Annotated in this window: 10 protein-coding genes; 3 read left to right on the top strand and 7 right to left on the bottom strand. The window is 70.3% G+C overall.

The features are described 5' to 3' along the window. Positions 1–4: 4 nt before the first annotated feature. The 3 genes from lspA to WDZ95_RS07435 form a co-directional block, all read right to left on the bottom strand. A complete protein-coding gene (gene lspA / locus WDZ95_RS07445) occupies positions 5–523 on the bottom strand; it encodes a signal peptidase II (RefSeq protein WP_425777394.1) in 519 nt (172 codons plus the stop codon). Next, complete coding sequence (gene ileS, locus WDZ95_RS07440; RefSeq protein WP_425777392.1) at positions 523–3,378, bottom strand: isoleucine--tRNA ligase; 2,856 nt, start codon at positions 3,376–3,378, stop codon at positions 523–525. Before ileS ends, lspA begins: the two co-directional genes overlap by 1 nt. Before the next feature lie 117 nt (positions 3,379–3,495). After that, positions 3,496–4,560, bottom strand: a complete 1,065-nt coding sequence (locus tag WDZ95_RS07435; RefSeq protein WP_425777390.1) for a bifunctional riboflavin kinase/FAD synthetase — start codon at positions 4,558–4,560, stop codon at positions 3,496–3,498. 166 nt (positions 4,561–4,726) lie between these two features. On the opposite strand from WDZ95_RS07435, the gene WDZ95_RS07430 reads away from it, so the two are divergent. Then, positions 4,727–5,284 (top strand): HNH endonuclease, encoded by a 558-nt coding sequence (locus WDZ95_RS07430; RefSeq protein WP_166227374.1) that lies wholly within the window; start codon positions 4,727–4,729, stop codon positions 5,282–5,284. Positions 5,285–5,305: 21 nt separating this feature from the next. On the opposite strand, the gene WDZ95_RS07425 is transcribed toward WDZ95_RS07430, so the two are convergent. Genes WDZ95_RS07425 through WDZ95_RS07415 form a run of 3 tightly spaced genes read right to left on the bottom strand, consistent with a single transcriptional unit; the run spans position 5,306 to position 8,992 of the window. Beyond that, positions 5,306–6,679 (bottom strand): alpha/beta fold hydrolase, encoded by a 1,374-nt coding sequence (locus WDZ95_RS07425; RefSeq protein WP_425777387.1) that lies wholly within the window; start codon positions 6,677–6,679, stop codon positions 5,306–5,308. Continuing rightward, on the bottom strand, positions 6,679–7,794 hold the full coding sequence (locus WDZ95_RS07420; protein ID WP_425777385.1) for an acyl-CoA dehydrogenase family protein: 1,116 nt from the start codon (positions 7,792–7,794) through the stop codon (positions 6,679–6,681). The genes WDZ95_RS07425 and WDZ95_RS07420 overlap by 1 nt, the downstream gene beginning before the upstream one ends. Positions 7,795–7,810: 16 nt before the next feature. After that, positions 7,811–8,992: an acyl-CoA dehydrogenase family protein gene (locus tag WDZ95_RS07415; protein WP_425777383.1), complete on the bottom strand. Its 1,182-nt coding sequence runs from the start codon at positions 8,990–8,992 to the stop codon at positions 7,811–7,813. A gap of 144 nt (positions 8,993–9,136) precedes the next feature. On the opposite strand from WDZ95_RS07415, the gene purN reads away from it, so the two are divergent. Continuing rightward, a complete protein-coding gene (gene purN / locus WDZ95_RS07410) occupies positions 9,137–9,730 on the top strand; it encodes a phosphoribosylglycinamide formyltransferase (RefSeq protein WP_425777381.1) in 594 nt (197 codons plus the stop codon). Between the two features lies 1 nt (position 9,731). Here the strand turns inward: purN and WDZ95_RS07405 are convergent, their stop codons facing one another. Further along, positions 9,732–11,351: a peptide chain release factor 3 gene (locus WDZ95_RS07405; RefSeq protein WP_166227368.1), complete on the bottom strand. Its 1,620-nt coding sequence runs from the start codon at positions 11,349–11,351 to the stop codon at positions 9,732–9,734. Positions 11,352–11,386: 35 nt separating this feature from the next. Between WDZ95_RS07405 and WDZ95_RS07400 the strand changes: the two genes are divergently transcribed. Further along, positions 11,387–12,655 carry an RsmB/NOP family class I SAM-dependent RNA methyltransferase gene (locus WDZ95_RS07400; protein WP_425777379.1) on the top strand — a complete coding sequence of 423 codons (1,269 nt, stop codon included), beginning with the start codon at positions 11,387–11,389 and terminating at the stop codon, positions 12,653–12,655. Positions 12,656–12,657 lie beyond the last annotated feature (2 nt).

The following is a 12,657-nucleotide window of genomic DNA, read 5'->3' as shown; positions in this document are numbered from 1 at the left end:
GGCCTCAGGCCGCGCGCCGGGCGCGCCGCACGCGCAGCACCTCGTCGAGGATCAGGCAGGCGGCGCCGAGGGAGATGAATGTATCGGCCAGATTGAACGAGGGGAAGTGCCCGCCCGGAAACAGGCCTTCGAGGAAGCGCCAGTGGAAGTCGAGCCAGTCGATCACGTGGCCGTGCACCAGGCGGTCGACCACGTTGCCCAGCGCCCCGCCCATGATGCTGGCCAGCGCGAAGGCGAACAGCTTCTGGCCCGGGTGGGCGCGCAGCATCCACACGATGAAGACCGACGCGCCGACGCCGATGGCGGTGAAGAACCAACGCTGCCAGCCGCCCGCGCCCGCGAGGAACGAGAACGCCGCGCCCGGGTTGTGAACGCGCACCAGGTTGAAGAAGGACGTGACCGTGACGCTGTCGCCGAGCTGGAAGTTGAGCAGGATCAGCCACTTGGTGAACACGTCGAGCGCGAACACCAGCGCGGCCAGGCCCAGCCAGGGCGCGATCTCGCGCCAGCTTGCGCGGGCCATCAGGCCACCGAGCGCGACTCGCCCGCGCCGAACAGGTTGCTGGTGCAGCGGCCGCAGAGCGTGGGGTGGGCGGCGTCGTGGCCCACGTCGTCGCGGTAGTGCCAGCAGCGCTCGCACTTGGCGGCCGTGGCGGGCGTGACCGCGATCGCGAGCGCGTCGCCGTCGATCACGCTCGCGGCCGAGGTGATGGTGACGAAGCGCAGGTCGTCGCCGAGCGAGCGCAGCAGCGCGGCGTCGTCGGCGGGCGCGGTGATGGTGAGCAGCGCCTGCAGCGAGGAGCCGACCGCGCCCTGCGTGCGCACGGCCTCGATCTCCTTGTTCGCGAGGTCGCGGATCTCGCAGATGCGCGCCCACTTGGCGAGCAGGCCCTCTTCGGCGGGCGGCAGGTCGGCCCAGGTCTCGAAGAAGATCGAGCCCTGGTTCTTCGCGCCCGCGAGGATGGGCCAGGCCTCTTCGGCCGTGAAGCTCATGAAGGGTGCCATCCAGCGCAGCATGGCGTGGGCGATGTGGTGCAGCGCGGTCTGCGCGCTGCGGCGCGCGCGGCTGGCGGGCGCGCTGGTGTAGAGCCGGTCCTTGAGCACGTCGAGGTAGAACGCGCCCAGGTCTTCGGAGCAGAACGCCTGCAGCTTGGCGACCACGGGGTGGAACTCGTAGCGGTCGTAGTGGGCCGTGACCTCGGCCTGGAACTGCGCGGTGCGCGCCAGGGCCCAGCGGTCGATCTCGAGCAGCTCGCCCAGCGGCAGCGCGTCTTTCGCGGCGTCGAAGTCGCTCAGGTTGGCGAGCAGGAAGCGCAGCGTGTTGCGGATGCGGCGGTAGGCGTCGACCACGCGCGCGAGGATCTTGTCGTCGCCCGCGATGTCGCCCGAGTAGTCGCTCGCGGCCACCCACAGGCGGATGATCTCGGCGCCCAGCTTCTTGGTCACCTCCTGCGGGTCGATGCCGTTGCCGAGCGACTTGCTCATCTTGCGGCCCTGGCTGTCGACCGTGAAGCCGTGCGTGAGCAGGCCGCGGTAGGGCGCGCGGTCGAACAGCGCGCAGCCCAGCAGCAGCGAGCTGTGGAACCAGCCGCGGTGCTGGTCGTGGCCTTCGAGGTACAGGTCGGCCTCGGGGCCTTGGGAATGGAAGGCACCGTTGGGGTAGGCGTGCGCGTGGCTGCCGCGCAGCACGTGCGAGAAGGTCGAGCCCGAGTCGAACCAGACCTCGAGGATGTCGCTGCTCTTGTCGTAGTGCGGGGCGTCGGCCGCGCCCAGGATTTCCTCGGTGGTCACGCGGCTCCAGGCCTCGATGCCGCCCTTCTCGACGATGTCGGCGGCCTGGTCGAGGATCTCCATGGTGCGCGGGTGCAGCTCGCCCGTGGCCTTGTGCAGGAAGAACGGGATCGGCACGCCCCAGCTGCGCTGGCGCGAGATGCACCAGTCGGGCCGGTTGGCGATCATGTCGCGCAGGCGGGCGCGGCCGTTCTCGGGGTAGAAGCCGGTGTGGTCGATGGCGTCGAGCGCGAGCTGGCGCAGGGTCTGGGGCGCCTTGTCTTTCGTGAACACGCCAACGCCTTCGTCCATGCGCACGAACCACTGCGCGGCGGCGCGGTAGATCACGGGCGTCTTGTGGCGCCAGCAGTGCGGGTAGCTGTGGGTGATGCCCACGGTGCTCATGAGCCGGCCCGCAGCCTTGAGCGCGGCGATGATCACCGGCACGGCCTTCCAGATGTGCTGGCCGCCGAACAGCGGGAAGTCGGCCGCGTACACGCCGTTGCCCTGCACCGGGTTGAGGATGGTGTCGACCGTGAAGCCGTTGGCGATGCAGGAGTTGAAGTCGTCCAGGCCGTAGGCGGGCGAGGAGTGCACGAGGCCGGTGCCGTCGCTGTCGCTCACGTACTCGGCCAGGAACACAGGCGAGAGGCGGCGGTAGCCGGCGTCGGCGTCGTAGAGCGGGTGTCGGAAGTTCAGGCCGCCCAGGCGTTCGCCTTGGGCGGTGGCGATCACCGTGCCGTCGAGGCCGAAGCGCTCCAGGCATTTCTCGACCAGCGACTCGGCCAGCACCAGGCAGCCCTTGGGCGTGTCGACCAGGGCGTAGACCAGCTCGGGGTGGGCGTTGAGCGCCTGGTTGGCCGGAATGGTCCAGGCGGTGGTGGTCCAGATCACGGCGAAGCCGGTCTTGCCCGCGGGCAGACCGGGCAGGCCGAAGGCGGCGGCGAGCTGGGCGGCGTCGTCGGTCTCGAAGGCCACGTCGAGCGTGTCGCTCTGCTTGTCCGCGTATTCGATCTCGAACTCGGCGAGCGAGCTGCCGCAGTCGAAGCACCAGTACACGGGCTTCAGGCCGCGGTAGACGAAGCCGCGCTCGATCACGCGCTTGAAGGCGCGGATCTCGCCGGCCTCGTTGGCGGGCGCCATGGTGAGGTAGGGGCGCTCCCAGTCGCCGAGGATGCCCAGGCGCTTGAAGTCGTTGCGCTGCTGGTCGATCTGCTCGGTGGCGTAGGCGCGGCTCTTGGCCTGCATGTCGTCGCGGCTCAGGTGGCGGCCGTGCTTCTTCTCGATCGCGTTCTCGATCGGCAGGCCGTGGCAGTCCCAGCCCGGGATGTACTGCGCGTCGAAGCCGGCGAGCTGGCGGCTCTTGACGATCATGTCCTTGAGCACCTTGTTCACCGCGTGGCCCATGTGGATCTGGCCGTTGGCGTAGGGCGGGCCGTCGTGCAGCACGAACAGGGGCGCGCCGCGGCGGGCGTCGCGCAGGCGCTGGTACAGGCCCTCGTCGTTCCACTGCTTGACCCAGCCCGGCTCGCGCTTGGGCAGGTCGCCGCGCATGGGGAAGGGGGTGTCGAGCAGGTTGACGGGGTAGGCGTTCTTGTTCTCGGACATGGTGTTTGGCGTGTTGGCTTCGACAAGCTCAGCCCGAGCGGGGGAGCGGATGTGCGAGAGGTTCAGCAGCCGTTCGCCCTGAGCTTGTCGAAGGGCAGCGAGCGGGGCCTGGGCCCGTCAAATTCGGTCGCGGGTGGTCTGCCGGTGGGTGCGGCCGTGCATGGCCTCGAAGAACGCACGCGCGTCGGCGACGTCCTTGGCGATGCCCTGCGTGAGGGCGTCGAGGCTGTCGTACTTCAGCTCGTCGTGCAGTTTGTGCAGCAGTTCCACGCGCACGATTTTACCGTAGGCCTCCCCGCCGGGCAGGCGCTCGGCCAGGCCCGCGGGCCAGTCCAGGCAGTGGGTCTCGAGCAGCACCCGGCCGCCGTTGACGTCGTCGGGGTCAAGCGAGGGCCGCACGCCCAGGTTGGCCACGCCGGCCAGGGGCTCCGGCCAGAGCCCGTGCACCTGCACGGCGAAGATGCCGCTGGCCGCGGGTTTCCAGTGCGCAAAGCGCAGGTTGAGGGTGCGAAAGCCGTCGCCCCGGCCCGGGGCGGATTCGGCGAGCTGGCGGCCCAGCTTGCGCCCGTGCACCACGTGGCCGCTGATGGCGTAGGGGCGGCCGAGCAGGGCGGCGGCGTCGTCCATGCGGCCTTCGGCGAGGGCCTCGCGCACCGCCGAGCTGGACACGCGCAGGCCGTGCACCTCGTAGCTCTGCATGCGCGCCACGTCGAAGCCCAGGCGCGCACCGGCGGCATCGAGCAGGGCGTAGTCGCCCGCGCGCTGCGCGCCGAAGCGGAAGTCGTCGCCCACCAGCACGTACTTCACGCCCAGGTCGCGCACCAGGGTGTCCTCGATAAAGGACTGCGCGGTCTGGCTCGCCAGCCGGTCGTTGAAGGGCAGGATCACGCAGCGGTCGACGCCGCATCGCTGCAGCTCTTCGAGCTTGTCGCGCAGGGTGGCGATGCGCGCCGGCGCGAGTTCGGGCTTGCGGTGCAGCGCGGCGAAATAGTCGCGCGGGTGCGGCTCGAAGGTCATCACGCAGCTGGGCACGCCGCGGTGGCGGGCCTCGTTCTGCAGCAGCGCCAGCATGGCCTGGTGGCCGCGGTGCACGCCGTCGAAGTTGCCGATGGTCAGCGCGCAGCCGCGCAGGGCGCCGGGCGTGCCGTGGGAGCGGGTCCGGGGACCGCGGAGGATCTGCATGGGGCGGGGTGGTGTGTCACATCGCGGGGGCATGTCCCGCATGGACGCAAAAGAGCCGTGGAAGGTTGTTATATTGGCACACGAAAACGCAGGCCCCGGGGCCGGGTCCATGTGACCGTGCGGTACCGGGTTCTTCCAGTGTCTCGACCGTGTGAAGGAGCCCGTTTTGAAGGTCTTGAAGCTCTCCGCCCAGGGACTGCCGCAGTCCTGGATCAGCCTCGAGGAAGCCGTGTTGCACTACGCGGCCGACGAGGTGCGCTGGGAAATGGGCGCCGAGATCGCGGTCTTCCACGGCGGGCACAACGCCATCACGGGCCGGCAGTCGATCGTTCGGATCAACTCCATCATCGGCACCCACGGCGTGCCGCGCATCAACCCCTTCGACCTGCGGCCCACGCTCACCAACCAGAAGCTGTTCGCGCGCGACCGCAACGTGTGCGCCTACTGCGGCGACCACTTCCACGAAGACGAGCTCACGCGCGAGCACATCGTGCCGCTGGCGCAGAACGGGCGCGACCTGTGGATGAACGTGGTCACGGCCTGCAAGTCGTGCAACCACCGCAAGGGCAACAAGACGCCCGAGCAGGCCCACATGCCGCTCCTGTACGCACCGTATGTGCCCAGCCTGTGGGAGGACTTCATCCTGCGCAACCGCCGCATCCTGGCGGACCAGATGGAGTTCCTGATGGCCCACCTGCCCAAGAGCTCGCGGCTGCACGCCTAGCGCCTTGCGGCGCCGGGCGGCTCAGTTTGTCAGTTCCAGCACCACCACGCGGTTCTCGGCCGCCGGCCAACTGCGGCCGACCAGCCGCTCGCCATTGAATTCGGCCGCCACGGCGCGCACGCCGGCTTCGCGCAGCACGAGCTTGGCGCTCGACACCCCCGCGCCGCCCGGTCCCACGCCCGGCAGCGGCCGGCCGTCCAGCGCCATGCGGTCGCGCGCGAGGTCGAAGTAGCCGCGCGGGCGGGTGAGCGTGAGCACCGAGGCCGCGGTCTTGTCGGCCTCGGCCAGGCGCTCGGCGCGCAGGTGGATCAGCGCACTGCTGCGCGGAAACGGGCTGCGGTAGATGTGCGTGGTGGCGTAGCCCGCGGCACTGAGCACGAACTCCAGCGGCGTGCCCGCGGGCGCGGTGAACGGGCCCCAGCGGCCGTCGGCGCCCACGGTCTTGCGGTGCAGCGCGCCGCCGCGGCGTTCGCCCGTGGCGGGGTCGACCGCGTACACCTCGAGCTGCGCGCCGGGCAGCGGCAGGTTGTTGGCGTAGTTGCCCGAGGCCGGATCGGTGGGCACGAGGCCCAGGCCGGTGAGCTGGCCGTCGAGCACCACCGGCCCCGCCGCCACCGCCTCGGTGGTCTGCGGCGCGCGGCCGGTGATGAAGCGGTAGGTGGCCTCGAAGGCGGCGGGCGAGAACGAGGTTTCGCGGTGGTCCACGCGCGGCAGCACCACGTTGGTCGCGCCCTTGAGCGCGGGGCCGTCGAAGCCCACGTTCGTGGCCGTGCCACGGGCGCCGATCCACAGGCCGTCGGGCTGGGCGAACTTGTCGTTGTTGTCCGAGCGGAGGGTCAGCCACTGCACCGGCCCGCTCACCTCGTCGCCCGCGGCGTTCTTGGGCGCGTTGAGCGCGCGCAGGAAGGGGCCGGTGCCCGAGAACTCGTTGCCTTCGCGAAAGCCCGGGATGGCCCACACGCCGTGGTTGGGCGTGCCGCCCAGGATGGCGTGGCTCACCGTGGCCGCCCCGCCGCCGTTCTGCACGTAGTTGCGCACCGCATAGCCGCCGCGCGAATTGGCCACCAGCACCACCTGCTTCGCCCCGGTGCGCTGCAGCACGCGCTCGACCTCGGCCTTGAGGAAGGCCATGTGTTCGGCGGTGGAGCTGCGCCCGGGCTGGGGCTTGGCGTCGTCGTCGCGCGCCAGCGGGTAGGGCAGGTCGATGGCGTGCAGCCGCTCGCGCGGCCAGCCGTTGGACTCGAAGCGCCACACGGTGGTCTGCCAGATCGAGGCCGAATCACCGTTGCCGTGCACGAAGACCACGGGCGGCCGATCGGCGCCCGCGGTCGGGTGCGCGCAGGCGCCAAGCAGGGCGGCGCTGGCGAGCAGCGACAGGGCGAGGCGGCGCCGCATCAGGCAAACACGCCCGCGGTGTCCTGCATGCGGGCCGAGACCTCGCCCAGGTGGTGCAGGGTGTCGCCGAACGTCATTTCCATTTGGGTGAGCCGCTTGAAGCAGTGGCTCACGATGTACTCGTCGGTCACGCCGATGCCGCCGTGCAGTTGCACCGCCTGCTGGCCGACGAAGCGCATGGACTGGCCGAGTTGCACCTTGGCGCGCGCCATCGCGGCACGGCGCTCGTCGGCCGGCGCGTTGAGCTTGAGGCTCGCGTAGTAGCTCATGGAGCGCGCGAGTTCAAGCTGCATTTTCATGTCGGCCGCGCGGTGGCGCAGGGCCTGGAAGCTCGCGATCGGCACGCCGAACTGCTTGCGCGTGTTCAGGTAGTCGGCGGTGATCGCCAGGGTCGCGTCCATCAGGCCCACGGCCTCGGCGCAGGTGGCGGCGATGCCGATGTCCACCGCGTGTTCGAGCGCGGCCTGGCCGTTGGCGCTCACGAGCACGGCGGGGGCTTTTTCCAGCACCAGGTCGCCCGCGCGCGCGCCGTCCTGCGTGGGGTGGCCCGTGGTGCGCACGCCGCTGGCGCCGGCTTCCACCAGGAACAGGGCGGTCTTGCCGTTGGCCATGGCCGGCACCAGGAAGGCCTGGGCCTGGTCGGCCGCGGGCACCAGGTGCTTGTGGCCCGTCACGGTCCAGGCGCTGCCCGTGCTGCTCGCGGTCGCGGCCACGCGGTCGAGCCGGTAGCGCGCGCCGCGCTCCTGGTGGGCCAGCACCACCAGGGCCTCGCCGCCCGCGATCCTGGGCAGCCAGGCGGCTTTCACATCGTCGGCGCCGTAGGCCCCGATCACGCCGCTGGTGATCAGCGTTTGCGCCAGCGGCTCGAGCACCATGCCGCGGCCCAGTTCTTCCATCACCACCATGGCCTCCACCGGGCCCATGCCCAGGCCGCCGTGGGCCTCGTCCACGTAGAGGCCGGCCAGGCCCAGCTCGGCGAGTTCGCCGTAGGCGCCGCGGTCGAAGCCGCCCGCGGCCACGATGGCACGGCGGCGCTCGAAACCGTAGCCCTTTTCCACCCACTTCTGCACGGCGTCGCGCAGGGCGATCTGGTCGTCGGAAAAATCGAAGTCCATGTTGTTCGTCTCCTGGTCAGCCGAGCACGGTCTGGGCCACGATGTTGCGTTGCACCTCGTTGGAGCCGCCGTAGATCGTGGTCTTGCGCATGTTGAAGTAGGTCGAGGCGAGCGGCGCATTGGCCAGCACGCCGCCCGGGAAGTCGCCCTGCCAGCCGGCTTCCATGGCCTCGTGGATGAAGGGCAGGCTGTAGGGGCCGGCGGCCAGCATCATGAGTTCGCTGTAGCGCTGCTGGATCTCGCTGCCGCGGATCTTGAGCAGGCCCGCGATGTCGAGCGAGTTCTTGCCCGATTTCTCGGCCGAGAGCACGCGCAGCACCAGCATCTCGAGCGCCACGATGTCGACCTCGAGCAGCGCGATCTGGTCGCGAAAACGCAGGTCGTCCCACACGCCTTCGGTCTTGGCGATGCGCTTGAGGCGCTCGAGCTCGCGCTTGGCGCGGTTGACGTCGGCGATGTTGGTGCGCTCGTGGCTGAGCAGGTGCTTGGCGTAGGTCCAGCCCTTGTTCTCTTCGCCGATCAGGTTCTCGGCCGGCACCTCGACGTTGTCGAAGAAGACCTCGTTGACCTCGCACTCGCCGTCGAGCAGCTTGATCGGGCGCACCGTGACGCCCTTGGACTTCATGTCGAGCAGCAGGAAGGAGATACCGGTCTGGGGCTTGCCCTCGGTGCTGGTGCGCACGAGGTTGAACATCCAGTCGCCGTACTGGCCCAGCGTGGTCCAGGTCTTCTGGCCGTTGACGATGTATTTGTCGCCCTTGCGCTCGGCGCGGGTCTTGAGCGAGGCGAGGTCGGAGCCCGAGCCGGGCTCGCTGTAGCCCTGGCTCCACCAGACCTCGCCGCTGGCGATGCCGGGCAGGAAGCGCTCCTGCTGCGCCTTGTTGCCGAAGGCCATGATCACGGGCGCCACCATCACCGGGCCGAAGGGCACGATGCGCGGCGCGCCGGCCAGCGCGCATTCTTCTTCGAACAGGTGCTTCTGCACCGCGTTCCAGCCCGGCCCGCCGAATTCCTTGGGCCAGCCATAACCGAGCCAGCCCTTCTTGCCGAGGATCTTGGCCCAGCGCTGCATGTCGTCGCGCGACAGGCGCAGCGCGTTGTGTACCTTGTGACTGATGTCGGCGGGCAGGTTGTCGCGCACCCAGGTGCGGATCTGCTCGCGAAACGCCTGTTCTTCCGGCGTGAAAGCCAGGTCCATGTCGTGTCTCCTTCAAGGCCCGCGCTGCGGCGGGACGGCGGGTTGGGCAATCCGGATCAGTTTCGCACGACCGTTCGTTTTTGGGCTGTCCAGGCGGCGACAAGCCGAGTGTTCCGCTCGGCCGCCTCATTACACTCCCGGCCCATGTCTGCGCCGCTTGCCCGTCCGATCGTCATCCTCATTTCGGGCAGTGGCTCGAACATGGCCGCCCTGGTGGAGGCCGCGCGCCACGGGCGCTGGGCCGCGCGCTTCGGCGCCGGTGTGGTGGCGGTGGTGAGCAACCGGCCCGGCGCGGCCGGCCTGGCCTGGGCGCGCGAGCAGGGCCTGGCCACCGCGGTGGTCGACCACCAGCAGCACGCCGACCGCGAGGCCTTCGACGCCGCGCTGATGGCCGCGATCGACGCCCACCGGCCCGCGCTGGTGCTGCTCGCGGGCTTCATGCGCATCCTCACGCCGGGCTTCGTGCGGCACTACGAGGGGCGGCTGCTCAACATCCACCCCAGCCTGCTGCCGGCCTTCCCGGGCCTGAAGACGCACCAGCGCGCGATCGAGACGGGTTGCCGCTTCGCGGGCGCCACGGTGCACCGCGTGACGGCCGAGCTCGACCACGGCGAGTACCTGGAACAGGCCGTGGTGCCGGTGCTGCCCGGCGACACGCCCGAGGCCCTGGCCGCGCGCGTGCTCACGCAGGAGCACCTGATCTACCCGCGCGCGGTGGAGCGGCTGCTCGCGGGCTGACTCACATCGACTTGGCGAACACCAGGCCCGCGTGCTCGCGCATGGCGTGGAACTTGATCTTGGGCCAGTTGGCTTCGACCGCACGCAGCGTGGCCATGTGATCGAGCAGCACGGTGGGCGCATCCACCGCGTCCAGCGCCACGCGGTGGGCGTTGGCGTCGATGAAGCGCTTGAGCTCCTGCTCGCCGCCGTCTTCGGGCGCGCAGGTGACCCAGCGCGCCACGTTGTACGAGCTGCCCGTGATGCGCGCCTTCACCCCGTACTCGTGCTCGAGCCGGTGCGCCACCACCTCGAACTGCAGCTGGCCCACGGCCCCGAGCAGCAGCACGCTGCCCGCCACCGGGCGGAACACCTGGATCGCGCCCTCTTCGCCGAGCTGCGTGAGGCCGGCGCGCAACTGCTTGCTGCGCAGCGGGTCGGCCACCTCCACGCTGCGGATGATCTCGGGCGCGAAGAAGGGCAGGCCGGTGTACTGCAGCGCCTCGCCCTCGGTGAGCGTGTCGCCGAGCTGCAGCACGCCGTGGTTGGGAATGCCGATGATGTCGCCCGCAAAGGCTTCGTCGAGCAGCTCGCGGCGCTGCGAGAGGAAGCTCACCACGGTGTTGGGCCGCAGCTCCTTGCCGCTGCGCACGACCTTGAGCCGCATGCCGCGCTCAAAGTGGCCGCTGGCCACGCGCACGAAGGCGATGCGGTCGCGGTGCGCCGGGTCCATGTTGGCCTGGATCTTGAACACCACGCCGCTGAACTTGCGTTCGTCGGGCTCCACCGTGCGCTGCATGGCGGCGCGCGGGCCGGGCGGCGGGGCCAGGTCCACCAGCGCGTCGAGCACCTCGCGCACGCCGAAGTTGTTGACCGCCGAGCCGAACAGCATGGGCGTCTGGTGGCCGGCCAGGAAGGCCTGCTCCTCGAACGCGGGCGAGGCGCCGGCCACGAGTTCGAGTTCGTCCTTCGCCTGCGCGAACTCGCTGCCGAAGCGCTGCGCCGTCTCGGGGTTGTCCAGGCCTTCGAGCACCTCTTCATCGCCGCCGCGGGTGTCTTCGCCGGCCGTGAACACGCGCATGCGGTCGGCGCGGCGGTCGTACACGCCGCGGAAGGTCTTGCCCATGCCCACCGGCCAGGTGAAGGGCACCACCGTCATGCCGAGCTCGCGCTCGATCTCGTCCATCAGGTCCAGCGGGGCTTGCACCTCGCGGTCCATCTTGTTGATGAAGGTGATGATGGGCGTGTTGCGCGCGCGGCAGACCTGCAGCAGCCGCCGCGTCTGCGGCTCCACGCCGTTGGCGGCGTCGATCACCATCAGCGCAGCGTCGACCGCGGTGAGCACGCGGTAGGTGTCTTCGGAGAAGTCCTGGTGACCCGGCGTGTCGAGCAGGTTGATCACGCAGTCGCGGTACTCCATCTGCATCACGCTGGAGGCGACGGAAATGCCGCGCTGCTTTTCGATCTCCATCCAGTCGCTGGTGGCGTGGCGCGCCGCCTTGCGCGCCTTCACGCTGCCCGCGATGTTGATGGCGCCCGAGAACAGCAGCAGCTTCTCGGTGAGGGTGGTCTTGCCCGCGTCGGGGTGGGAAATGATGGCGAAGGTGCGGCGGCGCCGGACCTGTTCCTGGATCTCTGACATAGGCCGGGATTATCGAGGCTGGGACAATAGCCCCCATGCACCCCAAAGCCCTGCTCGATGAATCCGCGGCCCTGATCGAGGCCGTGTTCCGTTTCGACCACCCGGCCGATGCCGTGGTGGCACGCCACTTCCGCGAGAACCGCTCGCTCGGCCCGCGCGAGCGCGCCACCCTGTCCGACACCGTGTACGCCGCGTTGCGCGAGCGGCTGAAGTTCGAATGGCTCGCGCGCTCGGGCAGCGGCTCCAAGTGGCGCCGGCTGGCCATCCTGGGCTTTCCGGGCGACCGCGACTTTCTCAAGAGCGCGCTGAGCGAGCCCGAAAAGGTCTGGCTCGACGCCTGCGCCAAGGTGCGCGAAGACGAATGGCTCGCGCCGCACCGCCACAACCTGCCCGAATGGCTGGCCGAGGCGCTGCGCGCCCAGGTGGGTGAGGGCTTCGACGCGCTCGCGGCGGCGCTGCTCGAGCCCGCGCCACTCGATCTGCGCGTGAACCTGCTCAAGACCAAGCGCGAGGCCGCACTCGCCGCGCTGCGTGAAGCGGGCCTCAAGGCCGAGGCCACGCCGCATTCGCCGCTGGGCATCCGGCTGCAGGGCAAGCCGACGCTGGCCAAGGTGCCCGCGTTCGCGAACGGCGAGGTCGAGGTGCAGGACGAGGGCTCGCAACTGCTGGCCCTGCTGCTCGACGCCAGGCGCGGCGAGATGGTGGTCGACTTCTGCGCCGGCGCGGGCGGCAAGACGCTCGCCATCGGTGCGGCCATGCGCAACAGCGGCCGCCTCTACGCCTTCGACACGTCGGCGCACCGCCTCGACGGCCTCAAGCCGCGGCTGGCGCGCAGCGGCCTGTCCAACGTGCACCCGGTGGCCATCGCGCACGAGCGCGACGATCGCATCAAGCGGCTGGCCGGCAAGATCGACCGCGTGCTGGTGGACGCGCCGTGCTCGGGCCTGGGCACGCTGCGCCGCAGCCCCGACCTCAAATGGCGCCAGACCCCGCAGACCGTGGCGGCGCAGGCCGCGTTGCAGCAGGCCATCCTGGCCAGCGCCGCGCGCCTGCTCAAACCTGGCGGGCGGCTGGTGTACGCGACCTGCAGCCTGCTGGTCGACGAGAACGAGGCGGTGGCCGAGGCCTTCGGCCAGGCCCACCCGGATTTCGAGCCCGAAGCGGCCGCGGGCCTGCTCCAGGCGGTCAAGGTGTCCGGGGCCGAAACCCTGTGCGCCGGCGAGGGTGGGCGCTTTCTGCGCCTGTGGCCCCACCGGCACGGCACCGACGGCTTTTTCGCTGCCGTCTGGCGGAAAAAAGCTTGATC

The sequence above is a fragment of the Hydrogenophaga sp. T2 genome, from assembly GCF_049843535.1.
GTDB classification, from domain to species: Bacteria; Pseudomonadota; Gammaproteobacteria; order Burkholderiales; family Burkholderiaceae_C; genus Hydrogenophaga; species Hydrogenophaga crocea.
The sequence above is the reverse complement of the archived record's forward strand: the minus strand, read 5'-3'. Positions and strand labels throughout refer to the sequence as shown.